At 61.1% G+C, this 25,392-nt stretch carries 23 protein-coding genes; 6 read left to right on the top strand and 17 right to left on the bottom strand.

Annotated elements, in window-relative coordinates:
* Positions 1-38 precede the first annotated feature (38 nt).
* From ACR0K9_RS06600 to ACR0K9_RS06570, 7 genes are all read right to left on the bottom strand, one after another.
* Positions 39-278, bottom strand: a complete 240-nt coding sequence (locus ACR0K9_RS06600; protein WP_480821719.1) for an HP1242/YdcH family protein — start codon at positions 276-278, stop codon at positions 39-41.
* 98 nt (positions 279-376) lie between these two features.
* The gene (betA, locus tag ACR0K9_RS06595) at positions 377-2,035 is read right to left on the bottom strand and encodes a choline dehydrogenase (protein WP_480821717.1); all 1,659 of its coding nucleotides are present in this window, start codon (positions 2,033-2,035) and stop codon (positions 377-379) included.
* Between the two features lie 78 nt (positions 2,036-2,113).
* Positions 2,114-3,574: a betaine-aldehyde dehydrogenase gene (gene betB / locus ACR0K9_RS06590; RefSeq protein ID WP_480821715.1), complete on the bottom strand. Its 1,461-nt coding sequence runs from the start codon at positions 3,572-3,574 to the stop codon at positions 2,114-2,116.
* Between the two features lie 29 nt (positions 3,575-3,603).
* A complete protein-coding gene (gene betC / locus ACR0K9_RS06585; protein WP_480821713.1) occupies positions 3,604-5,112 on the bottom strand; it encodes a choline-sulfatase in 1,509 nt (502 codons plus the stop codon).
* Positions 5,109-5,681, bottom strand: a complete 573-nt coding sequence (gene betI / locus ACR0K9_RS06580; protein ID WP_480530155.1) for a choline-binding transcriptional repressor BetI — start codon at positions 5,679-5,681, stop codon at positions 5,109-5,111. The genes betC and betI overlap by 4 nt, the downstream gene beginning before the upstream one ends.
* 59 nt (positions 5,682-5,740) lie before the next feature.
* The gene (locus ACR0K9_RS06575) at positions 5,741-6,685 is read right to left on the bottom strand and encodes a DMT family transporter (protein ID WP_480821711.1); all 945 of its coding nucleotides are present in this window, start codon (positions 6,683-6,685) and stop codon (positions 5,741-5,743) included.
* Between the two features lie 40 nt (positions 6,686-6,725).
* Positions 6,726-7,325, bottom strand: coding sequence for a LysE/ArgO family amino acid transporter (locus tag ACR0K9_RS06570; RefSeq protein ID WP_480821709.1), 600 nt, complete (start codon positions 7,323-7,325; stop codon positions 6,726-6,728).
* Between the two features lie 86 nt (positions 7,326-7,411).
* Here ACR0K9_RS06570 and ACR0K9_RS06565 point away from each other — a divergent pair, with 86 nt between their 5' ends.
* Together ACR0K9_RS06565 and ACR0K9_RS06560 are read left to right on the top strand one after the other, a co-directional pair.
* Entirely contained in the window at positions 7,412-8,329 is a 918-nt protein-coding gene (locus ACR0K9_RS06565; RefSeq protein ID WP_480821707.1) for a LysR family transcriptional regulator ArgP, read from the top strand.
* 4 nt (positions 8,330-8,333) lie between these two features.
* On the top strand, positions 8,334-9,023 hold the full coding sequence (locus ACR0K9_RS06560) for a nitroreductase family protein (RefSeq protein WP_480530163.1): 690 nt from the start codon (positions 8,334-8,336) through the stop codon (positions 9,021-9,023).
* A gap of 3 nt (positions 9,024-9,026) precedes the next feature.
* On the opposite strand, the gene ACR0K9_RS06555 is transcribed toward ACR0K9_RS06560, so the two are convergent.
* The gene (locus ACR0K9_RS06555; RefSeq protein WP_480821705.1) at positions 9,027-10,310 is read right to left on the bottom strand and encodes a permease; all 1,284 of its coding nucleotides are present in this window, start codon (positions 10,308-10,310) and stop codon (positions 9,027-9,029) included.
* A 173-nt stretch (positions 10,311-10,483) separates the two neighbouring features.
* On the bottom strand, positions 10,484-11,224 hold the full coding sequence (locus ACR0K9_RS06550) for a YebC/PmpR family DNA-binding transcriptional regulator (RefSeq protein ID WP_480530167.1): 741 nt from the start codon (positions 11,222-11,224) through the stop codon (positions 10,484-10,486).
* A gap of 111 nt (positions 11,225-11,335) precedes the next feature.
* Between ACR0K9_RS06550 and ACR0K9_RS06545 the strand changes: the two genes are divergently transcribed.
* From ACR0K9_RS06545 to ACR0K9_RS06535, 3 genes are all read left to right on the top strand, one after another.
* Positions 11,336-13,108, top strand: coding sequence for an SLC13 family permease (locus ACR0K9_RS06545; protein ID WP_480821703.1), 1,773 nt, complete (start codon positions 11,336-11,338; stop codon positions 13,106-13,108).
* Between the two features lie 16 nt (positions 13,109-13,124).
* A complete protein-coding gene (locus ACR0K9_RS06540) occupies positions 13,125-13,859 on the top strand; it encodes a glutamine amidotransferase (protein ID WP_480530171.1) in 735 nt (244 codons plus the stop codon).
* Between the two features lie 82 nt (positions 13,860-13,941).
* Entirely contained in the window at positions 13,942-15,603 is a 1,662-nt protein-coding gene (locus ACR0K9_RS06535; RefSeq protein WP_480821701.1) for an FAD-binding dehydrogenase, read from the top strand.
* Here the strand turns inward: ACR0K9_RS06535 and ACR0K9_RS06530 are convergent, their stop codons facing one another.
* From ACR0K9_RS06530 to mgtE, 5 genes are all read right to left on the bottom strand, one after another.
* A complete protein-coding gene (locus tag ACR0K9_RS06530) occupies positions 15,604-16,350 on the bottom strand; it encodes a YbaY family lipoprotein (protein WP_480821699.1) in 747 nt (248 codons plus the stop codon).
* Positions 16,351-16,447: 97 nt separating this feature from the next.
* Positions 16,448-18,226 (bottom strand): SLC13 family permease, encoded by a 1,779-nt coding sequence (locus ACR0K9_RS06525; RefSeq protein ID WP_480821697.1) that lies wholly within the window; start codon positions 18,224-18,226, stop codon positions 16,448-16,450.
* Positions 18,227-18,317: 91 nt separating this feature from the next.
* Positions 18,318-19,130 carry a TIGR00282 family metallophosphoesterase gene (locus ACR0K9_RS06520; RefSeq protein ID WP_480530179.1) on the bottom strand — a complete coding sequence of 271 codons (813 nt, stop codon included), beginning with the start codon at positions 19,128-19,130 and terminating at the stop codon, positions 18,318-18,320.
* A gap of 80 nt (positions 19,131-19,210) precedes the next feature.
* Entirely contained in the window at positions 19,211-19,777 is a 567-nt protein-coding gene (locus ACR0K9_RS06515) for a 5-formyltetrahydrofolate cyclo-ligase (protein WP_480821695.1), read from the bottom strand.
* Entirely contained in the window at positions 19,774-21,168 is a 1,395-nt protein-coding gene (gene mgtE / locus ACR0K9_RS06510) for a magnesium transporter (RefSeq protein ID WP_480530183.1), read from the bottom strand. Before mgtE ends, ACR0K9_RS06515 begins: the two co-directional genes overlap by 4 nt.
* 138 nt (positions 21,169-21,306) lie before the next feature.
* On the opposite strand from mgtE, the gene guaD reads away from it, so the two are divergent.
* Positions 21,307-22,596: a guanine deaminase gene (gene guaD, locus ACR0K9_RS06505; protein WP_480821693.1), complete on the top strand. Its 1,290-nt coding sequence runs from the start codon at positions 21,307-21,309 to the stop codon at positions 22,594-22,596.
* 64 nt (positions 22,597-22,660) lie between these two features.
* Here the strand turns inward: guaD and ACR0K9_RS06500 are convergent, their stop codons facing one another.
* The 3 genes from ACR0K9_RS06500 to ACR0K9_RS06490 form a co-directional block, all read right to left on the bottom strand.
* Positions 22,661-23,995 (bottom strand): 8-oxoguanine deaminase, encoded by a 1,335-nt coding sequence (locus tag ACR0K9_RS06500; RefSeq protein WP_480821691.1) that lies wholly within the window; start codon positions 23,993-23,995, stop codon positions 22,661-22,663.
* A gap of 116 nt (positions 23,996-24,111) precedes the next feature.
* Entirely contained in the window at positions 24,112-24,903 is a 792-nt protein-coding gene (gene hisN / locus ACR0K9_RS06495; protein ID WP_480821689.1) for a histidinol-phosphatase, read from the bottom strand.
* 45 nt (positions 24,904-24,948) lie between these two features.
* Positions 24,949-25,320, bottom strand: coding sequence for a helix-turn-helix domain-containing protein (locus ACR0K9_RS06490; protein WP_170588513.1), 372 nt, complete (start codon positions 25,318-25,320; stop codon positions 24,949-24,951).
* Positions 25,321-25,392: the final 72 nt, after the last annotated feature.

Genomic DNA, 25,392 nt, shown 5'->3' with positions numbered 1-25,392 from the left:
CGGCCTGCCGCGACGGGGGCAGAGCCCCCGCCCTTGTCTCAGCTTTTTGACAAAATCGCCCAGATCTCATCCTTGAGCACCGCGCGTTTCTTGCGCAACTCAACCTCGGCCAGTTCTTCCATCGGGGCGACATTGGTCTCGGCCCGGTGAACGTTGCGGTTGATCTCGTGATACTCATCCGCAAGGCGCGCGAAATGCGCGTCCGTTTGCTTGAGCTGGCTCATCAATTCGACCTTTTCGGGGAATTCCTCGGCCAGTTCATGCGGGGTGTGGGACATACTGTGCGCTCCTCTATCTGCGTTACGTCCCTAGGCTAAAGATAACCGTCAGGTGTTGCTTTGACGCGGATCAAATCCGCGTCAAAGACCGCACAGAATCAGCGCTGCGCCGTTGCCCAGCCGGGGTGAATCCAGGGCCGGTCATTTGCCTTCGGCAACGCATCCCGGCCTAGCAGATGATCCGACATCTTCTCGCCCACCATGATCGAGGGCGCGTTCAGATTGCCATTGGTGATCTGCGGGAAAATTGAGCTGTCCGCGACCCGCAGCCCCTCGACCCCGATCACTCGCCCCTGCGGATCGACGACAGCGTTTTTGTCGTCAGCACCTCCCATACGGCAGGTGCCACAGGGGTGATAGGCGCTCTCGGCATGTTCGGCGATGAAGGCGTTCAATGCTTCATCCGATTGCACATCGGCCCCGGGCTGAATCTCTTTGCCTGCATAGGGCTTGAACGCGTCCTGACCAAAAATCTCGCGGGTCAGACGAATGCAGGTGCGGAAATCCTCCCAATCCTGTTCGTGGCTCATATAGTTGAAGCGGATCACCGGTGCGTCTTCGGCCTTGGCCGAGCGCAAGGTCACCGCCCCGCGTGAGGGCGAGCGCATCGGACCGACATGCGCCTGAAAACCATGGCCTTCGGCTGCTGCCTGACCATCATAGCGCACGGCGATGGGCAGGAAATGGTATTGAATGTCAGGATATTCGACGCCGGGCTTCGACCGGATGAACGCCGCGCTTTCGAACTGGTTCGATGCACCCAGACCGGTTTTAGTAAACAACCACTGCGCCCCGATCACTCCCTTGCTGATCAGGTTCCAGTGTTTATAGAGCGTGATCGGCTGCAGCGACGCCTGCTGGATATAGAGCTCCAAATGGTCCTGGAGGTTCGCCCCGACGCCGGGCCGGTCTGCGACCACTTCAATCCCATGTTCGGCCAGATGCGCCGCCGGGCCGATACCGGACAGCATCAGCAGCTTGGGCGAGTTGATTGAGGAGGCCGCCAGAACCACCTCGCGCCGGGCACGGATGACTTCCGTTTTGCCGCCCCGGATCAGTTCAACGCCGGTTGCGCGGCCATTTTCCATCACGACCCGCGTCGCAAGGCCACGCACGATTTCGCAGTTGTCGCGCTTCAGCGCCGGTTTCAGATACGCATTCGCCGCCGACCAGCGCCGCCCCTTCCAGACGGTCTGCTCCATCGGACCAAAACCTTCCTGCTGTTCGCCGTTATAGTCGCCGGTGACCTGATAGCCCGCCTGCTGACCGGCATCGACAAAGGCCTTGAATAACGGATTCTCGCGCGGGCCACGGGATACGTGCAGCGGGCCGTCGGTGCCGCGCCAGGCGGCATCGCCGCCATGGCCGCCGTCATGCCAGGTCTCCATCCGCTTGTAATAGGGCAGCACGTCGGCATAGGACCACCCGTCCGCGCCCATGTCGGCCCAGGTGTCAAAATCGCGCGCATGCCCGCGCACATAGACCATCCCGTTGATCGAGGACGACCCGCCGATCACCTTGCCGCGCGGACAGGCCAGCCGACGGTTGTTCAGATGCGGCTCGGGCTCGGATTTGTAACCCCAATCATAGCGCGACATGTTCATCGGATAGCTGAGCGCGGCAGGCATCTGGATGAACGGCCCCGCATCGGTACCGCCATGTTCGATCACCAGAACCGACGCTCCGGCCGCGCTCAGCCGATAGGCCATAGCACACCCGGCAGACCCGGCGCCAACGATGACAAAATCTGCTTCCATTTCAGTCTCCCGGGCCATCAGGCCCCGCAAAAGACGGATCATGATCCGCCTTGAAGTTCGTGTTTCTGGCGGCTGGCCTCAGAAAGGCGCTTCCAGATCGCCCATGCGGACATAGACGGATTTGAGTTGCGAATAATGCTCGATCGCAGCCGCCGAATTCTCGCGCCCGACGCCCGACAGTTTTGAGCCGCCGAAGGGCACTTCGACTGGGGCGTCGTTGTAGCTGTTGATAAAACAGGTCCCGGCCTCGAAACCTGCGGCGACGCGATGCGCGCGGCTCAGGTCGCGGGTGAACACCCCTGCGGCCAGCCCGAATTCGGTGTCATTAGCGCGGGCCATCACCTCGTCTTCTTCCGCAAAGTCGAGAACCGCCATGACGGGGCCAAAAATCTCTTCGCGGGCGATGGTCATGTCGTCGGTGACATCGGCAAAGACCGTGGGCTGCAGATAGAAGCCGTCGCGATCCAGGCGATCTCCGCCGGTGACCAGCCGCGCGCCTTCTTCGACGCCCTTTGCGATATAGCCCTGCACAATGTCCATCTGCCGTTGGCTGACCATCGGACCAAAGCTGGTGTCGGGATCCATCGGGTCACCGATTTTCGCCTGTTGCAGCCGTTCGCTGAGCCGCGCCAGAAACGCCTCTTTGATGCCCTTCTGCACAAAGACACGGGTTCCGTTCGAACAGACCTGACCCGAGGAATAGAAGTTTCCAAGGATCGCACCCGATACCGCGTTTTCCAGATCGGCATCGTCAAACACGATCATCGGGGATTTGCCGCCCAACTCCATCGTCACATGTTTCAGCCCGGCTGCCGCGGCGGCATAGACCTTTTTGCCCGTCGGCACCGAGCCTGTCAGCGATACCTTGTCGATGCGCGGATCGTTCACCAGCGCCGCACCGACGTCGCCCAGCCCCTGCACCACATTGTAAAGCCCGGCCGGCAGTCCAGCCTCGTGCAGGATTTCCGCCACCTTCAGCGCACAAAGCGGGGTGGTCTCAGAAGGCTTGAAGATCATCGCATTGCCGCAGGCCAGCGCTGGCGCGCCCTTCCAGCAAGCGATCTGAGTGGGGTAGTTCCACGCGCCGATGCCGACGCAGACCCCCAGCGGTTCGCGCCTTGTGTACGCCCAGTCGCCATCGGCAAGCGGGATATGCGAGCCAGTCAGGGTCGCCGCCATGCCGCCGAAATATTCCAGCGCATCGGCACCACTGGTCGCGTCGGCGACCGAGGTTTCCTGATACGGTTTGCCGGTATCGAAGGTTTCCAGCACGCTCAGGTCATGATTGCGTTCGCGTGTCATGTCTGCGGCGCGGCGCAGAATGCGGCCGCGTTCGGTCCCGCTGGTGGCTGCCCATTGTTTCTGGGCAGTGCGGGCGCTGGCAATGGCGCGTTCAACGATGGCCGGAGTGGCGGCGTGAACGGTTGCGATGACGTCTCCGGTGGCGGAATAAATCACCTCGATCGGTGCGCCAGCAGTGTCCTCGACATATTCCCCACCAATGAAATGGCTCGCAGTGGGTTGGGTTGGGTAAGTCATCTATTGGTATTCCGGTCTTCGGGTTCGTGTCATTCGCCACGCGGGAAACGCTGGCTTTCCTCGACGATGTTCAGGTCCATGTGATTGCGCATGTAGCGTTCCGACGCTTTCTGCAGCGGCTGGTAATCCCACGGGTAATACCCACCCTGGCGCAGCGCCTCATAGACCACCCAGCGGCGGGCTTGGCTGGCGCGGACGTCGGCGTCGAAACGGTCCAGATCCCAGCGGGCCTCGGACTTGGCACGCAACGTTTGCAGGGTGCCTGCATGTTCGGGATCATCCGCAAGGTTTGTCATTTCGTGCGGGTCGGCCTCAAGATCGAACAACTGATCGGGGTCTAGCGCGCAGCGGTTGTATTTCCACTTGCCATAGCGCAGCGAAACCAGCGGCGCATAAGACGCCTCGGCCGCGTATTCCATCGCCACCGGGGCGGTGCGTTCGATACCCTGCGCCAGCGGCACTAGGTCTTCACCATCCGTCCAGGGCGCGATCTCGGCCATGTCGACCCCGGCCAGCGCGCCCAGCGTAGGCGTCACGTCGATGGTGGACACCGGCGTGTCGATCCGGCCCACGGGCAGGTCCGGCGCCGAGATCATCAGCGGCACCCGGGCCGAGCCTTCGTAGAAGTTCATCTTGAACCACAAGCCCCGATCGCCCAGCATGTCGCCGTGATCCGAGACAAAGAGGATGATCGCCTCTTGCCGCGTGGTTTCCAGCACCTCAAGGATCTCACCGATCTTGTCGTCGAGATAAGAGATATTGGCGAAATACGCCCGGCGGGATTTGCGGATATCCTCTTCGGTGATGTCGAAGCTGCGCCAGTCATTGGCGTCGAAGATGCGCTTGGAATGCGGGTCCTGATTATCATAGCCGATATCGGCCACCTCGGGCAGCAGGTGTTCGCAATCTTCGTAAAGGTCCCAGTATTTGCGCCGCGCCACATAGGGGTCGTGCGGGTGGGTAAAGCTGACGGTCAGGCTCCACGGGCGATCATCCTTGCCGCGCGCCAGATCATAGAGCTTGGCCTTGGCGTTGTAGGCGACCTCGTCATCATACTCCATCTGGTTGGAAATCTCGGCCACGCCCGCGCCGGTGACCGAGCCCATGTTGTGATACCACCAGTCGATCCGCTCACCGGGTTTGCGGTAATCGGGGGTCCAGCCGAAATCGGCGGGGTAGATGTCGGTTGTCAGGCGATCCTCGAACCCGTGCAACTGATCGGGGCCGACAAAGTGCATCTTGCCTGACAGTGCGGTGTAATAGCCCGCCCGGCGCAGGTGATGCGCATAGGTGGGGATATCGCTGCGGAACTCGGCCGCGTTGTCATAGACCCCGGTGCGCGAAGGCAACTGGCCCGACATAAAGCTCGCCCGCCCCGGCGCACAGAGCGGCGAGGCCGTATAGGTGTTCGCAAACCGGGTCGAACGCTCCGCCAGCTTTTTCAGGTTTGGCGCATGAAGCCAGTCAGCGGGACCGTCGGGAAAGAGGGTTCCGTTGAGCTGATCCACCATCAGGATCAGAATGTTAGGTTTTGTCATTTTTCAGCCTCGAGGAAGGTCTCTAGCGTGCGCAACGCGTGGTTTACCGCCAATTGCGGTTGTTCAGGGGCATTCAAAGCAGCATGGATATAAAGACCATCAATAAGCGCGATCATGTCCTCTGCCGCCTCAACCGGATCCTTCATCAGCGGGCTTAACGCGTGGATCAGGTTGGATCGGATACGGGCCTGATAAATCTGCCAAAGGCGCAGCGCATCGTCATTGGTCTGCGCCAGAACATAAAATGTCATCCAGGCGGCAATGACGTCCGGCGTGAAACAGGACGGCGCAAAACAGGCGCGAATGATGGCCTGCGCCCGTTCACCAGGGCCTGCATCCGCAAGCTGCGCGCGCGCCTCTGCCCCGAAATCCGCCAGAATACGGCGCATGGCAGCCAGAAATATCTGATCCTTGCCACCGAAATAGTGATGCGCCAGCGCGCTGGACATACCAGCCCGTTTGGCGATCTGGCTGACCGTGACATCGAGGGTTTTCTGCACGCCCAACTCGGCAATCGTCGCCTTGACGATCGCTTCCCGCCGGATCGGTTCCATTCCGAGTTTCGGCATCTCTGCCCCTCTGCCACATCTGCTGATATGTGAAAGGCTAAGGCGTTTTTATTGACCCGTCAATCAATAACCTTTTTAACGCTACGCAACGGGGTTTCAGACCCCTGAGGCGGCGTGGGGGGCACTGCGCCGTCACGTTTGATTTTGGCTTCGCGCCAGGTGATGAAGCTGACCGCCATCAGGATCAGCGTGCCCCCGGCGATGACCCAGATATCGATGCTTTCGTGAAAGGCGAGTGTGCCCAGCAGGGTCGCCCAGATCAACTGCAGGAACGTCACGGGCTGGGTTACGGCCACCGGCGCGGCCTGCAAGGCAAGGGTCATGAAATAATGACCGGCCGTGGCAAAGCTGGCGACGATGAACAAAATCCCTAGATCGCGCAGGCTGGGCGGCTCCCACACGGCGATGGCAAAGGGGATCAACGCCAGAGTCACCCAGATCGACAGATGCGCCACCACAACCGAAGGCCGGATATCGCGGACCAATGCCTTGGCCAACAGGTAGGAACCACCAAGCGCCAGCGTTGCGCCCAGCATGGCAAGATGTCCCGGCTGAACCTCTCGGAATCCCGGGCGCAGGATGATCACCACCCCGATCAGGGCCACGCCGATGGCTGCGATTCGGCGGAAGGCCAGCTTCTCGCCCAGAAACAGCGCAGCCCCCAGGGTCACATAGACCGGTGTCAGATAGTTCATCGCCGTCACCTCGGCCAGCGGTATGCGGGTCATTGCGAAGAACCACAACATGACGGCCACCGCATGCACCACGCCACGCAGACCGAATAATGTCAGGTTCCGGCGTGTCAGCCGCGTATCCAGGATCGCCCGCAGCGCCGGTAGCAGGAAAACCAACCCCAGCACGTAACGCAGGAATGCCGCCTGTATCGGGTTCATGCTGGTGCCGAGAATTTTCACCAGCGCATTCATCCCCACAAAGGACAGTCCGGCAGCAAGCATCCAGAACATGCCGGTCAGTGGCCGGTAGCTATCATCGGGAGAGATCATGCAATCGGTTGAACACCGGATTTCCGCCCGGGACAACCCTTCACATGATAACAAGTTTCAGAGCGGTCATCAGCATGACGACTCCGATCACCACATCCAGCACTTGCCAGGCGCGCGGGCGGGTAAACACCGGTGACAGAATGCGAGCACCGTAGCCCAACGAAAAGAAGAACACGAAGCTTGAAGTCATCGCCCCCAGCGCAAATCCCAGACGGTCGTCATACTGGGCCGAGATCGACCCGATCAGTACCACCGTATCCAGATAGACATGCGGATTGAGCCAGGTGAACGCCATCACCGTCAGCAGCGCAGCGCGCAGGCTGGTGCGTTGTCCTCCGTCCAGCTCCATCGCGGCGCCCCCTTGCAGCGCAGACTGGAAACTGCGCAGCGCGTACCAGATCAGAAACGCGGCACCGCCATAACGCATTACGGTTTCAAACCATGGCGCGGCCTCAGCCAGTGTGCCAAACCCGGCCACCCCTGCCGCAATCAGAATCGCGTCCGAGACCGCGCAGGTCAGGCATAGCGCCAAAACATGCTCGCGCCTCAGGCCCTGCCGCAAGACAAAAGCGTTTTGCGCGCCAATGGCGAGAATAAGGCTGAAACCCAGGGCAAACCCGGCAATCGGGGCAGAAAACATGTGATCTCCTTCTGTCTGCACCGTTGACTACCGGCTGCGCGCAGGCCTATCAAATTAAAGATACTCATCTGAATTAAGTATGACTAATGCTGCTTGATCCACATCACCTGTCCGCCCTGTCGGCAATCCTGCGCCATGGCAGCTTTGATGCGGCGGCGTCGGAGCTGGCGGTGACACCGTCAGCAATTTCGCAACGAATCAAGGCGCTTGAGGATCGTGTGGGCGCAGCCTTGATCAATAGGGGCACGCCCTGCACCGGCACCCCGGCAGGGTTGCGCATCGCGCGGCATGCCGAAGATATCGGATTGCTCGAGGCGCAGCTGGCCCGCGAAATCTCGCTGGGGCAAAACGTCAATGCAGCGCGCGTGCGCGTGGCGCTTCCGGCTGATGTTCTGGCCACCTGGTTCGTCGATGCCATGGCCAAAGCGCCGGGGATACACTTCGATCTGGTGATCGACGATCAGGATCACTCGGCCGAATGGCTGCGCCGGGGCGAGGTCAGCGCCGCCATTACCGTCGGCGGCCAGCCGGTCACTGGGTGCGATGCGGTTGAACTAGGCGCGCTGCGCTACTTGCCCACGGCAAGCCCCGCCTTCATGCAGCAGTGGTTCGGCGGAGGGGTAGATGCGGCGACGCTGAGCAAAGCCCCTTCTCTGGTGTTCAATCGCAAGGACGGGCTGCAGAAAGCGTGGATGGAGGTGCAAACCGGTCGACGTCTCAACCCACCGTCGCACTTTCTGCCCTCGTCGCAAGGCTTCGTCGACGCGGCAGTCGCGGGCATCGGATGGGGCATGAACCCCGAACCGCTGGTCCGCGCGCCCTTGGCCGACGGTCGATTGCAGACTCTTTTACAAAACGCGCCGCTGGATGTTGCCCTGACATGGCAGATCGGGCGCGTTCTGGCCCCTGCCCTGACTCCGTTGACCCGCGCCATCCGGCAGGCTGCTGCAAAGCACTTGATCCCCGTGACAGGCCGCCGGATAAAGGGCCAAACCTCGGAGTAACCTCATGTTTTCACGCGACGCTCTCAGCTATGACCCGATCCCTCTGCCGGATCGCTGCGAGATCACCGATGCCCGGATGCAGGAGGCCGCGCTGGCCTTCCATGACAAGATGCGGCAGCGCCACACCGTGCGCGATTTCTCTGACCGTCCGGTCGCCAGAGAGGTGATTGAGACCTGCCTGCGCACTGCCGGCACCGCCCCATCGGGTGCCAATCATCAGCCCTGGCATTTTGCCGCCATCGCAGACCCCGCCCTGAAACAACGTATTCGCGAAGAGGCCGAAGAAGAAGAACGCCGCTTTTACGCAGGGGGTGCGGGGGATGAGTGGATCAAAGCGCTTGAGCCCATCGGCACCAATGCGGTCAAGGAACATCTGACCATCGCCCCATGGCTGATTGTGGTCTTTGCCCAGCGCTGGGGAGAGTTCGAGGACGGTACGCGCTATAAGAACTACTATGTGCCCGAAAGCGTGAATATCGCCACGGGGTTCCTGCTGGCCGCGCTGCATCACGCCGGGCTGTCGACGCTGACCCATACGCCCAACCCCATGAAATTCCTCAATGGCGCATTGGGGCGCCCTGCCTCTGAAAAGCCGACGATGATAATCGCGGTTGGGCATCCGTCAGAGAATGCAACGGTCCCTGCGGTGGCCAAGCTGAAAAAGCCTTTGGACGAGATCTCGTCATTCTTTTGAGGCCTAACCTTCGGATGCCCCGATCGTTGCCTCTGTTGCCGGAGCGGCGATCCGGTAACACGCCACAGCCGCAATCAGACTGCAGATCACGATGAAGAAGACGGCCAGCGCGACCTCGTGCATATGCGCAATGGCCGCCAGCAAGGCAGAGATGGCGACACCAGACAATCGGGCAATGCTTTTGATCGCAGCCGATGCCTGAACGCGCTGGTCTTTGGGGGCGACGTCCAGAAAATACAGTTTGCGCGCGCCGCTGATGCCCGTCACGGCGACCGTTACGATGAACAGGGCAATGGCGTGCATATGCACATCGTGATCCAGCTTGAGGTAATGAAACGCCAACAGGACCGTCCCCGTCGCGGCCACCATGCAAGCCCCCGTCACCATGACGGCGCGATGCGATTTCATGTTCACGAATTGCCACAACGGGGCCGATACCAGATACCCGGAGGCCGACGATATGATCATGGCCGTCAGCCCTTTGGCCGAGGTATGATGTGCCTCGGCGGCGATCAGGGCGAAGAACGGGACTGACAGCGTTATGACAACCAGCGGCATGCGCATGACCAGGTAGCGGCGAAACCAGGCATAATCGAACATGTCGATGACAGCTTGCGCATTGGCCCTGAGCGAGAGCCGGGCCACAGGTTCTTTCCCGGTTGATGCGCTCGGGGTCTTGCCGATCTCGGACAGCGCCAGAATGCACAGCGCCGAAAACACGAAGAACGCAAAGGACACGGCAATGACCGCCGAATGGCGCGAGAAGGGCGGATTGTCCTTGGTGATCTCGTGAACCAGCAGCGCCAGCGCAATCGCGACCGAACCGCCTGCCCCAAGCTGCAGATAGTGCATCACCATCCGGGATTTGGACTGCACATGATCGCCGATCAGATCGGTAAACATGAGGTTCTGGATCTCGGTGACCAGACCAATAAGAAAAAAGATCAGCAGAAAGGCCACCGCTATCGCGGGCACAAAGCCGGTCGCCGCAATCGCCATGGCGATCAGCAGGCACACACCAACCGCAAACTCCGTCATTGCGATGCCGCGCTTTTTCCTGGGCTGGGCAGCAATTGTCCGGGCCAGAAAGAAATCCGCAATCAAACTGCCGACCATACGGACCGAGACCAAAGCCCCCGCCACAAACATCGGCAATTCGAAGGACACGGCCAGAAACGGCAACACCACCGACGGGCTGCCCAATGTCCACGCGACCTGAGACAGAATGCTCTGCCCGGTCAGGACCGGGACGTTGCGCTTTGCCAATTCTGTCGCGTTTTTCGCCATGTTTCGCGGCAGCACCTGCCGCAACACCGATATGCGCGCAGGCCAGTCCCAGTTTCAGTTTCCGGGTCCCAGCCTATTCTGAACGCGAATGTCGGCCAAGTACCGCTGAAAAAGCCTGAAACGAAAAAGCCCGGCCTAACCGGCCGGGCTGAAAACCAATGGGGCGCGAAAGGTCAGAGCTGCGCCATGACCTCGTCTGTGGCCTCGAAATTGGTGGTGACACGTTGCACGTCATCGTCGTCTTCCAGCGCGTCAACCAGCTTCATCAGCTTTTGCATGTCTTCCAGACCCAGTTCGGTCGTGGTGGTGGGCTTCCACACCAGCTTGGTGGATTCGGATTCACCCAGCGCCTCTTCCAGCGCGTTCGACACATCGTTCAGATCGGTATCGGCGCACCAGATGATGTGACCATCATCCGAGCTTTCGACATCCTCGGCACCGGCCTCGATGGCTGCTTCAAAAATGGTGTCCGCATCGCCTGCGTCCGCCTGATAGACAACCTCACCCTTGCGGTCGAACATGAACCCGACCGAGCCGGTCTCACCCAGATTGCCGCCGTTCTTGGAAAAGGTCGAACGTACAGTGGATGCGGTGCGGTTGCGGTTGTCGGTCATCGTCTCGACGATCACGGCCACGCCGTTGGGGCCGTAACCCTCATACCGGATTTCTTCGTAATCGTCGCCCTCACCGGCTACCGATTTCTTGATCGCGCGGTCGATCACGTCCTTGGGGACCGAGTTCGACTTGGCCTCTTTTACGGCCAGACGCAGACGTGGGTTCTTGTCGGGATCGGGATCGCCCATCTTGGCGGCGACGGTGATCTCTTTCGACAGCTTGGAAAACAGTTTGGACCGCGCGGCGTCCTGACGTCCCTTGCGGTGCTGGATATTGGCCCATTTGGAATGGCCTGCCATGGTGCGTCCTCGTTATTCGTGATTGCGTGTTCGGCGCTCATATAGACGTTTGCGGGGGGCAGGATCAAGGGATCGGCTTGCCCCAACATCCTGTGCGGCTATGGTGGCGACATGACGACAGATCAGATCATTCTTTTTTCCCTTTTCATCGCCGTGTTCGGAATGCTGCTGTGGGGCAGGTTCCGGTATGACCTTGTGGCCTTCACCGCCCTGATGATTGCAGTTACGCTGGGAGTTGTCCCGGTCGACAATGCCTTCGCCGGGTTCGGACACCCTGCCACGATCATTGTCGCGTTGGTGCTTGTGGTTTCTGCCGGTCTGGTGCGGTCAGGAGCGGTGTTCATGATCACGCGAACACTGGTCGATGCCTCGCGAGGCCTCGGCGCCCATATCGCGCTGATGGGCGGGATCGGTGCCGTCTTGTCGGCCTTCATGAACAATGTAGCGGCGCTGGCGCTGTTGATGCCGGTCGATATCCAGACCGCCCGCAAGGCGGCGCGCCCGGTGGGCCTGTCGCTGATGCCGCTGAGCTTCGCCACCATTCTTGGAGGGATGGCAACGTTGATCGGGACACCGCCGAATATCATCATTGCCTCGATCCGGGCCGAAACACTGGGGGAGCCGTTCCAGATGTTCGATTTCGCCCCCGTCGGCGGGATCGCGGCCATTGCCGGTCTGGCCTTTGTGGCGTTGATCGGCTGGCGTCTAATCCCCAACCGCGGCGTGCAACAGGAGACCTCGGAGGTTCTGGCCGAATACATCGCCGAACTGACCGTTCCGCCCGGGTCACCGCATATCGGCAAGCGGGTCAGCGAGCTGTATGAAGCGGCCGAGAAATCCGACGTGGCCATCATCGGTCTGATCCGGGACGGCAAGCGCCGCTATGGCCGTTCGGCCCACGCGACCTTGCACGAAGGCGATGCGCTGGTGCTGGAGGCGCGGCCCGAAGCGCTGGATGAATTCCGCGCCGCGCTCAATCTGGATTTCTCGGATACGCGGCGGCAGGAAGTGCTGACAGCCGAGGGCGACGGGCTGGAGGTGATCGAGGTTGTCGTCCCCGAAAGCGCCCGCATCACCGGGCGCACCGCGCAGGCGCTGGGGCTGGCGTGGCGGCAAAGTACCGTGCTGATGGGCATCTCGCGTCAGGGGCGCCGCATTAGTGAACAGGTCCGCAAGACCGAGGTCGAGCCGGGTGATATCCTGCTGCTGCTCTGCTCGCGTGACCGCAGCGCGGATGTGACCGAATGGCTGGGCTGCCTGCCGCTGGCGGAACGCGGGTTGAACGTGACGGCCAACGATAAGGCGTGGCTGGCCATCGGCCTGTTCGCGGCGGCTGTGCTGGCCGCCAGTATCGGGCTGATCTATCTGCCCATCGCCTTGGGTCTCGTGGTTGTGGCCTATGTTCTGACCAAGATCATGCCGATTGCGGATATCTACAATCACATCGAATGGCCTGTGGTCGTCCTGCTGGGCTCGATGATCCCGCTGGGCAGTGCGCTGGAAACCTCGGGCGGGACCGAGTTGATCGCCAACGCCCTGATCCAGTTGACCAACGGGCTGCCTGCATGGGCCATTCTGACGGTGCTGATGGTGGTCACGATGACCCTGTCGGACGTGCTGAACAACACGGCCACCGCCATTGTCGCAGCGCCAGTCGGTATCCAGATGGCGCGCACGCTCGATGTCTCGCCCGATCCGTTCCTGATGACAGTGGCCGTGGCGGCCTCGGCTGCGTTCCTGACCCCCATCGGGCACAAGAACAACACGCTGGTTCTGGGACCCGGAGGATATCATTTCGGCGATTACTGGCGCATGGGCTTGCCGCTGGAGGTATTGATCATCGCTGTCTCAATCCCCTCGATCCTTGTGTTCTGGCCGCTTTGAAGGCTAAAGGCTGCGCATGAAACGCTTTCTGATCCTGCAACTGCGCCCGGAAACCGACGCGTCAGATGCCGAATATGCCTCGATTCTGGATAAAACCGGGCTGGTCCCGGCGCAGACCCATCGCATCCGGCTGGATTGCGAAGACCTGCCCGAAGGGCTGGATGTGACCGACTATGCCGGTGTCATCGTGGGCGGCGGGCCGGGCTGTGTCAGTGACGATCCGGCCAGCAAATCCGCACTGGATGCACGGATTGAAGGCGCGATCATGGGGCTGATGCCGCAGATCACCGCGCAGGATCACCCGTTCATGGGCTGCTGCTATGGCCTGGGTATACTGGCTGCGCATCTGGGCGGCGATGTCAGCAAACGGCAGTATGGCGAACCGGTCGGGCCTTCCGATTGTCGCCTGACCGAGGATGGTGCAGCGGACCCTTTGACCGCTGGCCTGCAACCGGAATTCGAAGCCTTTGTCGGACACAAAGAGGCCGTGCAATCCCTACCCGATGGCTGCGTGCATCTGGTGGCCTCGGACCCCTGTCCGTTTCAGATGATCCGCTGGGGGCAAAATGTCTATGCCACTCAGTTCCACCCCGAAGCGGATGCCAAGGACTTTGAACAGCGCATCCATATCTACAAGGATCACGGCTATTTCCCGCCAGATGATGCGCAAGGTTTGATCGATATGTGCCACGCCGCTGATGTCACGCAGCCGGGCGAAATCCTGCGCCGGTTTGCGCAGCGTTATGGCTGACCCCACGACGCGGTTGCCTGATCCGTGACCCCTCGCCTAGGCTGACGGCACAACCGCCGCAACCGATCCGAGGGGCCATCGCATGACCACCAATACCGCAGACGCGATCATTGTCGGCGCGGGCCTGGCCGGGCTTGCCGCCGCAGCCGAGTTGGGCGACCGGGGCAAGCGGGTTATCGTTGTGGATCAGGAGCCAGAGCATTTCCTGGGCGGACAAGCGTTCTGGAGCCTTGGCGGGCTGTTCATGGTCGACACCCCGGAACAGCGCCGTATGGGCATTCGCGACAGCCACGATCTGGCCCTGCGCGACTGGATGGGCAGTGCGCAGTTCGACCGGGACGAGGACGCGTGGCCGCGTAAATGGGCTGAGGCCTATGTAGAATTTGCCGCTGGTGAGATGCGCCCATGGCTGCATGCGATGGGCCTGCGCTGGTTCCCGGTAGTTGGCTGGGCCGAGCGCGGCGGATCCTATGCGGATGGTCACGGCAACTCGGTCCCGCGCTTTCATATCACATGGGGCACCGGGCCCGGTGTGCTGGAACACTTCGTCCGCCGTGTGCAAGAGCACATCAGCGCCGGGCTGATACAGTTGAAATTCCGCCATCAGGTCAGCCACATCATCATGCAGAACGGCTGTGCCAAAGGCGTTTCCGGAGAGGTTCTGGCCGACGATACCGCCCAGCGCGGCGGCAAGACCAACCGCGATGAAGTGGGTGAATTCGAGGTCTACGCGCCTTCGGTCATCGTCACCTCGGGCGGAATCGGCGGCAATTTCGAGATGGTGCGCAAAAACTGGCCACGCGACCGGCTGGGGGAACCGCCAAAGGATATGGTCGCAGGAGTGCCGTTCCATGTGGATGGCCGGATGATTCCGATCGCCGAGAAGGCGGGCGGGCATGTCATCAACGGCGACCGGATGTGGCACTATACCGAAGGCGTGCGCAACTGGGATCCGATCTGGCCCGCACATGGCATTCGCATCCTGCCCGGCCCAAGTTCGATGTGGTTCGACGCGCGCGGCAACCGGCTGAAGCCACCTTGTCTGCCGGGGTTCGATACGTTGGGCACGCTGCGCGAAATCCTGAAAACCGGTCACGAATACAGCTGGTTCGTCCTGACGCAGAAGGTGATCAAGAAGGAATTCGCCCTTTCGGGCTCGGAACAAAATCCCGATTTCACCTCGGGCAGTTGGAAAGAAGTGATCCGTCAGCGCATCCTGTCCGGCTCGAAAGCCACAGGTCCGGTCGAGGCTTTCAAGGCAAAGGGCGAGGATTTCATTGTTGCCAACACGTTGACCGAACTGGTTACCGGCATGAACCAGCTGGGCGGCGGATTGATTGACGAGGCCCATCTGCGCGCCCAGATCGAGGCGCGGGATTCTCAGGTCGACAACCCGTTCTCGAAAGACGCACAGATGATGGCGATCCTCGCGGCGCGCAATTACCGGGGCGACAAGCTGATCCGCACCGCCAAACCGCACAGGTTCCTTGATCCGTCAAACGGCCCGCTGATCGCGGTCAAGCTGCATGTACTGACCCGCAAATCGCTGGGCGGATTGCAGACCAATCTCGACAGCCAGATGATCGGTGCAGACGGTCAGGTCGTCCCCGGCCTGTTTGCAGCCGGTGAGGTTGCAGGTTTCGGCGGCGGCGGCTATCACGGCTATAACGCGCTGGAGGGCACGTTTCTGGGCGGTTGCATCTTCTCGGGCCGCAATGCCGGACGGTCGCGCGCCGTAGCCTGATTACGGGGTGCGGATGAATTTCAGAACCGGCTCGCCCGCGGCATCCAGCAAGACCAGACCGTCGCCTGCAACGGCATAGGTGGTCACGCCTTGCAGGGCGGCGAAAAACTGGTCTTCGACCTCTTCCATCGCTGGCGGGCAGGCCATCAGGGTAGCCGCCATATTGTCAGGAAACTCCAGACGATCCCGGGTAATTTCGGCTTGCCCCGTAAACCGGTTGCAGCCTCCGAAACCGCCAAAAGAGCCGCCCTGCCCGAAGGACAATTGCGGTGGGCGCTCGGCCTGTACGACCGCGCCATTGATGCCGATTGCGGTCCAGTCGGTGTTTTCAAGCATCACTGCATCCTGACTGCCGGCCTGCACCAGCACAAGATCGGCGCTATCCCCCGAACCGTTGGTCAGCACTGGATGAACGGTGTCGGTGGTAAACAACAGTTCACCATCACGATAGACCGATCCGCTTATGGCATAGGTCATCCCGTCGCGGATCAGCGCGTCGTCAAAGCTCAGCTCAAACTCGGCGGGCACACCGGTCAGCGCATAACGTTGCGAGGCCAATGTCACCGCAGGCGCATCCGCGCGTGAGATATCCTGTAACTCGACATAAAGCGTCGCGTCTTCCGGCAAGGCAATCCGTTCGCGATATGTCGCGGTCCCGGTCACCGATCCGGCTTGGCTTTGGCTGCCCAGCAGGGCCAGTATGACTGCTCCGGCCACAATGGCCTGTCCGAGTTTGGGAAACGGCATGATCCCATCCTTTCGCGTGCGTCGTTACCGAAAAGATTGTGACCAGATTATCGTTTACAAGACCTGTCCCCCTCGGGTCGGCGATTCCGCGCCGGTGCTACAGGGGCCAGATGAGCGGAATCAGCAGCGACGCCAGCAAGCCCACCGTCAGGTTGAGCGGCACGCCGACTTTCAGAAAATCGGTGAACCGGTATCCTCCGGGGCCATAAACCATCATGTTGGTCTGATAGCCGATGGGCGTTGCGAACGACGCCGAGGCCGCCACCATCACCGCCACAACCAACGGGCGCGGGTCGATCCCCACCGCCTGCGCCAGCGAAATGGCGATGGGTGTTACGACGACGGCCACCGCGTTGTTCGACACCAGCTCGGTCAGGATCGAGGTCAGCAGGTAAACCGCCCAGATGATCAGGAACGGCGGCAACATGCCCAGCCCGGGGGCCACGGCCTCGACGATCAGAGAAACCGCGCCGGATTTGTCCAGCGCGGCCCCAATCGCCAGCATCGCAAAGATTAACGCCAACAGGCGGCCTTCGACGAAGGAAAACGCCTCATCCGCATCAATACAGCGAGTCACCAGGACCACCGCGACGGCGATGATCGACAGCAGCAGGATCGGCGCGACCCCCAGCCCGGCCAACGCGACAATCCCGACCAGCGCCCCAATGGCAATCGGGGCGTGGCTGCGCCGGAACGCGCGGGCCGAGGGTTGGGTGACGTCGACCATATCCATGTCGGCGGCCAGTTTCTGGATATCCGCAGGCGAACCTTCCAGCAGCAGGGTATCCCCTACGCGCACGGTCAGATCGTCAAGTTGACGCCCGATGTTCTGGTTCCGGCGATGCACCGCCAGCACATACACACCATAACGACGGCGCAGACGCATCGCGCCCAGCGTCCGCCCGACCATCCGACAGCCCGGCGTGATCAGCACCTCAACGGTCTTGGTCTCAACCGCCGAGACCTGATCGACCCGCTTGAGCTCCTTGTTGCTCTGCAGGCTCAGAAGCTCGGTCATTTCGGTGCGCAGCACCACCCGGTCCCCCACGCGCAGCTCAACCCCTTTGAGGTTGCGCCGCAGCGACTCGTCACCCCGGATCACGTCGATCAGGCGCACGCCGGGACGTTTGAACAACTGCACGCCGATCACCTCGCGCCCGATCAGGTTGCTGTCCGGGGGAATGACGGCCTCGGTGAAAAACTTCATTCTGGAGCGGTCACTCAGCAGGTCGGCCATGCTGTCGCGATTGGGCAGCAGGCGCGGCGCGATGAAACGCAGATAGACCATGCCATAGATCACAACGGCGATGCCCAGCGGGGTCACCTCGAAGATGGTAAAGGCCGTCATGCCCTGTGCGCGGGCCACGCCGTCAACCAACAGGTTGGTTGAGGTGCCGATCAGCGTCAGAGTGCCGCCCAGAATGGCCGCATAGCTGAGCGGGATCAGCAATTTGGAGGCCGGAACGTCCAGCGTCCGTGCGATCTGAATGAAGACGGGGATCATCACCACCACAACGGGCGTGTTCGAAACAAAGGCCGAGGCGATGACGACAAAGCCCATAAGCAACCCGATGGCGATGCGCGGATTGACCTGCGCCTGCTTCTGCGCGGTCGAGGTAAAGGCATCCAGCGCCCCGGTCCGCACAAGCGCGCCCATGATGATGAACATGGCGCCAATGGTCCACGGCGCGGGGTTCGACAGCACCGCCAGCGCACTTTGATACGGCAGAATGCCGGTGGCCAGCATCAGGGCGACGCCGCCGATGGCCACCACTTCGGTCGGGTAGACCTCGCGCAGGAACATGACGAACATGCCCGCAACGATCATCAGCGCCACGATTGCGCTGCCCATCTCTGTCAGTTGAAGGAATTGCATTCTTGGTATTCTGTCCGAACCCTGGCCTGGCATACGCGCCTGAACGTCAGTGTCTCGCATTGCGCGCAGCAGAGCAAGCCTGACGTGGTTTTCAGAGGCCAGCTTGCTGCAATCGCCCGCCAATGCGGACCATCTGCACAGATTTTGCGCGCCCGTCGCGGTCGTCGGTTTCGACGAACACGCCGCTCAGCGTGGCCTCGCCATTTGCGGGCGTGAACCGGGCTTTGGGCATCCCGGTTATGAACCGGCGCATCGGTTCCAGTTTATCCATGCCGATGACCGAGTCATAATCGCCGCACATCCCCGCGTCGGTCAGATAGGCGGTGCCATTCGGCAGGATCTGAGCGTCCGCTGTGGGCACATGCGTATGCGTCCCCACCACAAGGCTGGCACGGCCATCGCAGTAGTGACCCATCGCCATCTTCTCCGAGGTCGCCTCGCAATGCATGTCGACAATGATGGCGTCCGCCTGCCCGCCGCGCGGGTGCGATTTCAGTATCGGTTCAACGCCCGAGAACGGGTCGTCAAACGGCCGTTTCATAAAGACCTGCCCTAGCACCTGCACCACCAGCACTTTGCGCCCGCCCGGTGCGGTGAACAGCCGATGTCCCCGCCCCGGCGCACCTTTCGCAAAGTTCACCGGGCGCACGATGCGCGGCTCTTTCTCGATGAATTGCAGCATGTCTTTCTGGTCGAACGCATGATCACCCAGCGTCACACAATCCGCGCCCGCATCCAGCAGCAGTTTGGCATGATCGCCGGTCAGGCCCATCCCGTTCGAGGCGTTCTCGCCATTGACCACAACGAAATCCAGCCGCCATTCATCACGCAGACGTGGCAAATGCTGCTGTATGGCCGCACGCCCCGCGCGGCCCATCACGTCACCCAGAAAAAGTATCTTCATACCAGCGGTCCTAGAGCCAGTCGGCAACAAAAACAACAGAATACCGGGCCGTTACCGTTCTTGTCGCTCGGGACGTTGTTTCAGAAGCTCAGCACGCGGCTTTCGGTGATCACCATATCCAGCGGCTGGTCGGTTGGCTCCAGCGGCAGGCCCTCGTCTTCCTGCGCATCGAAGGCAAAGCCGATGGCCAGCGTCGGGCGCTTGGCGCGCAGGCCCTCCAGCGTGCGGTCATAGAACCCGCCGCCATAGCCCAGCCGCCCGCCCTTCGCGTCGAATGCCACCAGCGGCACGATCAGGATTTCCGGGTCAAAGTAATCATCCACCTCGGGCACCATAGCGCCAAACGGTCCGTCTTTCAGGACCCCTTCGGGCGTCCAGCGCGAAAAGCGCAGCGGTTGGCCTGCGGCCTGAATGACCGGCACACCAACCGGGCCGTAGGCGGCAGCCTCGGCCATGGCGGGCAGCGGGTCGATCTCGGTGCGGATGGGCATGTAGCCCGAGATGGGAACGCCACGGTGCCCGGCCAGAACCTCGGACAGGCGGCCTGCCGCACCCGGTGGCCGCGCGTCAAAGGCGGCCTTGCGGCGGGCGAAGGCAGCCTTGCGGGCCGCCGCCTTGATTTCAGTCAGATCGGTCGTATCGGTCACAGTAGCACCACGCTGGCCAGCCCCAGGAATATGAAGAACCCCATGACATCCGTTGTGGTGGTCACAAAAGTCCCCGACGCCAGCGCCGGGTCAACGCCCAGACGGTCCAGCACAACCGGTACTACCGTACCTGCAAAGCCCGCGATGATCATGTTCACGACCAAGGCCGACCCGATCACGACACCCAGTAGCGGAGAATCGAACCACATCATACCCACCGTGCCCAGCACGATGGCAAAGCATAAGCCGTTGAGCATCCCGACCAGCAATTCCCGCCGGATAACGCGGCCCACGTTCGAGCTCGTCAAGTCACGCGTTGCCAGCGCGCGCACCGCGACCGTCAGCGACTGCGTGCCCGCATTGCCGCCCATCGACGCCACGATGGGCATCAGGATCGCCAGCGCCACCAACTGGTCAATTGCCGCCTCGAACTGCGAGATCACCAGCGACCCACAGATCGCGGTAACCAGATTGACCCCCAGCCATGGCAACCTCCGCTTGCTGGTCGCGGCCACGCTGTCCGAGATCGAGCTTTCGTCCGAAACACCGGCGAGGCGCAGCATGTCCTCTTCGTATTCCTCGTCCAGCACCACCATCGCATCATCGATGGTGATCACGCCGACCAGACGCCCGTCGGTATCCACCACCGGGGCCGAGATCAGGTGATACTGATTGAACGCATAGGCGACGTCTTCTTCGTCCTGATCGACCGGGATGATGTGGAATTCTTCTTCGGCAATGTCCTGCAGCAAAACTTCGCGCCTGGTTGCCATCAGCTTGCCCAGCGTGATCTGTGCAACGGGTTTCAGCCGTGGATCGACCAGAATGACATGATAGAATTGCTCGGGCAGATCGTCGTTGGCGCGCATGAAATCGATGGCCTGCCCCACCGTCCAGTGCTCGGGCGCCATGACCACTTCGCGCTGCATGAGACGGCCTGCCGAGTTCTCGGGATAGGACAGCGCCTGTTCCGCTGCGATCCGCTCGGAATCTTCCAGAGCGTCCAGAATGGTCTCTTGCTGCGGCTCTTCGAGGTCTTCCAGCAGGTCGACGACATCGTCGCTTTCCATGTCCCGCACAGCGTCTGCCAGCACGTCGGGGTTCAGGATATCGATCACCTCTTCCCGAACCGACTCGTCAAGTTCGGACAGGATGTCGCCGTCAAATTCCTTGTCATACAGGCGGATCAGCCGGGATCGCTCATAAGGGTCGATCTGTTCCAGAAGGTCGGCGATGTCGGCCGCGTGCAGCGGATCCATCAACTCGATCAGCTTGTCGCGGTCCTCGACCTCCACCGCATAGAGGATGGCCGCAACGGTTCGCATGTCCAGCGCGTAGGCGTCTTCGTCCCGGGGCTGATCGTGTCCGGCTTCATCAATGCCTGTGGTCATGCTCTGCCCCTCATTCCGCGCGATTGCTTCTTGATAGAAGAAGCAGCTACCGGAAAACAATGACAATGCTCGGATTTACCCACATCTTTCGCCCCCCTATGCTGAAGAACGGTCCAAAACACGCGGAGAACAGGGAAAATGGCGCAAAAGACGCTTTTGAAAGGGCGCGTACTGAACTTTGAAGGATCGCCGTTCGAAGGCGAGCCGACCGATGCAGTAGCGTTGCACGAGGCACTGGTGATCGAGGACGGACGCATCGCAGCGTTGGGCACGGCATCCGATCTTGGGCGGGCGCATCCTGAGGCAGAGATCGTGAACTATGGCAGCCATCTGATCATGGCGGGTTTTATCGATCCGCATGTGCATTACCCTCAGACCGCGATGATCGCCAGTTGGGGCAAGCGACTGATTGACTGGCTGAACAGCTATACCTTTCCTGAGGAAATGAAGTTCGGCGACATGGCTTATGCGTCGGAGATCGCCAACCGTTATCTGGACCTGACCGCCGCCCATGGCACCACGACAATGTGCAGCTTTTGCACCATCCATCCCGAAAGCGTTGATGCATTTTTCACGGCAGCTCAGGCGCGGGGCCAGCGGGTGGTTGCGGGCAAGACCTGCATGGACCGTAACGCCCCCGAGGGTCTGCGCGACACCGCGCAAACGGCATATGATCAGTCGCAGGCGTTGCTGGAGAAATGGCACGGCATCGACCGGCTTTCTTATGCCATCACGCCGCGCTTTTCACCGACCTCGACGCCGGAACAGCTTGAGGCGATGGGGGCGCTGTGGGGGGAATACCCGCATTGCCTGATGCAGACCCACCTGAGCGAACAGACGGATGAGATCGAGTGGGTCCGGTCCCTCTTTCCCGATGCGCGGGACTATCTGGATACTTACGAGCAGTTTGGTCTGTTGCGCAAGAACGGGCTTTATGGCCATGTCATCCACCTAGAACAGCGCGAGCGGGATCGGTTGCGTGAGATGGACGCGGCGCTGATCCATTGCCCGACCTCGAACACGTTCATCGGGTCGGGATTGTTCGATATGGCCGGCTTGATGCGCGAAGGCCATCGTGTCGGGCTGGCCACGGATACCGGCGGCGGGTCCAGCTTTTCCATGCTGCGGACTATGGCCGCGGCTTATGAGATCGGTCAGCTGCGTGGTGTCCCGCTGCATCCGGCACAATTGCTGTGGCTGGGGACCATCGGCTCGGCCCGGACACTGCATATGGACGATTGCATCGGCAATGTCGCAGCTGGGATGGAGGCGGATCTGGTCGTGCTTGATCTCGCCTCGACCCCGGCAATCGCGCAGCGTGAAGCCTGTGCAGAGGATTTGTGGGAAGCGGTGTTTCCGACCATCATGATGGGGGATGACCGGGCGGTGGCCGATGTCTGGATCGGTGGCTCAAAGGTGCAAGCGTAAGAGGGACGCGCTTGCAGCGCGTGCCTCCGGCGGAAGTATTTGGGCCAGATGAAGGTCCGATCCGCTAGTCAATCAGGGCGCGCGCGAGACGGTTTTGCGTTTCGATGGCCTTTGGCAGATCGATTGTGGCGATCTGACCATCGCGGACGATCTGGCGGCCCTCCACAAAGAGATGTTTGACACGGGTTGGTCCCGCAAGCAGCAGGGCCGCCGGATCCCAGCTGCCGGCGCTTTCGATGCCAGTTACATCCCAGATGGCAATGTCGGCGCGTTTACCTTGCATCAGTCGGCCACAATCGGGGCGGTTCAGAACATCCGCGCCACCGCGCGTAGCTATCTCGAGCGCTTCGCGGGCCGACATGGCGTCGGCCCCGTTCGCGACCCGTTGCAGCAGCATGGTCTGGCGAGCCTCTGACACCAGATTGCTGCAATCGTTGCTGGCCGATCCATCAACCCCGAGCCCGACCGGAACACCCTGATCGCGCATCGCACGGATTGGGGCGATGCCCGAACCGAGGCGGCAGTTGGAACAGGGGCAATGGGCAACACCTGTTCTGGTACGCGCAAAGAGATCGATCTCGGCCCCGTCGAGTTTCACGCAATGGGCGTGCCAGACATCCGATCCTGTCCACCCGAGGTCTTCGGCATATTGGCCGGGGCGGCAGCCGAACTGGGCCTGCGAATAGGCGATATCTTCATCATTCTCGGCAAGATGCGTGTGCAGCATTACGCCTTTATCGCGGGCCAGAAGAGCCGCGTCGCGCATCAGTTCACGGCTGACAGAGAACGGAGAGCACGGAGCCAGACCGACACGGCACATCGCCCCATCGGAAGGGTCATGGAAGGCATCGACGACGCGGGTCATATCCTCGAGAATAGCCGCCTCGGCCTCGACCAGCGCATCGGGCGGCAGGCCCCCATCGCTTTCGCCGATGCTCATCGCGCCACGTGTGGGGTGAAACCGCAGACCCAGTTCGGCAGCGGCGTGGATCGTATCCTCGAGCCGCGCGCCATTCGGATAAAGGTACAGGTGATCGGAACTGAGCGTACAGCCCGACAGCGCCAGTTCCGCAAGGCCGATCTGGGCGGAGACAAACATCTCTTCTGGGCCAAAGCGGGACCAGATCGGATAGAGCGTTTGCAGCCAGCCAAACAGCAGCGCGTCCTGCCCGCCGGGCACCGCGCGTGTCAGGGTCTGATAAAGATGGTGATGCGTGTTCACCAATCCGGGCGTCACCACACATCCCGAGGCATCATGAGTCTCTCCGACAGTGGTCAGGCTATGGCCAATCCGGGCGATTTGCCCGTCTCGGATCAACAGATCGGCACCCGCCAGCTCTTGCCGCGAGTCGTCCATCGTCAGGATCAGATCGGCGTTCTTAATCAGGAATTCGGTCATTTTCTTGCACTCCCGCATAGGCCCGTCTCATGCGTGAAGTGCAGGGCTGGTGGAAAACGGGCGTAAGAACCAGCCATATATAGTTTAAGGATTCCGTGGCATGACGGCAACCGAATTTAGTACTGACGCAGGATATCCAGTGCAGCAGCATGCAGTTCACGTGTGGCAGCCGCCAGTACGCGCCCACCTTCATGAACGGGGTTGCCCTGCCAGTCGGTGACGACACCCCCCGCAGCTTCGATCACTGCGATCGGGGCCTGAATGTCATAGGCATTCAGCCCGGCCTCGATCACCAGATCGACCTGCCCCGCTGCCAGCAGCGCATAGGCATAGCAATCCATCCCATAGCGGGTCAGTTTTGCCTGCGAGGCAACTGCCCGGAATGCGGCGCCCTCTGCCTCGGACCCGACCTCGGGGAAAGTTGTGAATACAATCGCCTGATCCAGCGAGCGTGTCGGACGCGTCGCAAGCTCAGTGTGGCCCAGGGGACCTTGAACAAAGGCCTGCCCGCCGCCGCCGACGAACCGTTCGCCAATATAGGGCTGGTCGATCACACCCAGCATCGGGCCGGTCTCATCGCTCAGCGCAATCAAGACACCCCAGGTCGGTGTGCCGCTGATAAAGCCGCGCGTGCCGTCAATCGGATCCAGCACCCAGACGCGCCCACTGGTGCCGATGCTTTGTCCGAACTCTTCGCCAAAAATGCCGTCGTCGGGCCGGTGTCTGGCAAGAACCGCGCGCATGGCTTGTTCAGCCTCACGATCCGCAACGGTCACCGGATCAAACCCATCGGCAAGCTTGTTGTCCGTTTGCAGGTTGGTCTGACGGAAATACGGTAGAATGGCCGCCCGCGCCGCGTCGGCCATTTTTTCTGCGATCTCAAGATCACTTAGTGGGGCGTGTTGCATGGCAATTCCGTGCGGTTATCGCCCCGCGAAGTCAAGTCGATTGTATCAGGCGACGTCGCTGAGTACGCGGGCCAGTTCAAACAGCCGGCGGCGCTGGTTTTCCGGAATGGCGTAATATGACCGCACCAGATCGAGCGCTTCCTTGTCGCCCATCAGGTCGGCAGGCACGGATTTCTTATCGGCGTCCGATTTCTGCGTTTCTTCCAAACCTTCAAAGAAGAAGCTGACCGGTACATCCAATGCCTCGGCAATGTCCCACAGGCGAGACGCGCTGATCCGGTTGGCACCCGTTTCGTATTTCTGGATCTGTTGAAACTTAATACCAACTTGCTGCGCCAACTGCTGCTGGGTCATGCCAATCAGCCAGCGGCGATGCCGGACGCGTTTGCCCACATGGACATCGACGTGATGGGTCATTGGTAGTCTCCTTTACACAAACACCTGTCCGGGAAAACGCGACAACAGCCGTCGCCGCCAAGTTAGCGGGTC

This window comes from Ruegeria sp. L12 (assembly GCF_056531745.1).
This window is presented reverse-complemented; position numbering and strand designations above follow the sequence as displayed.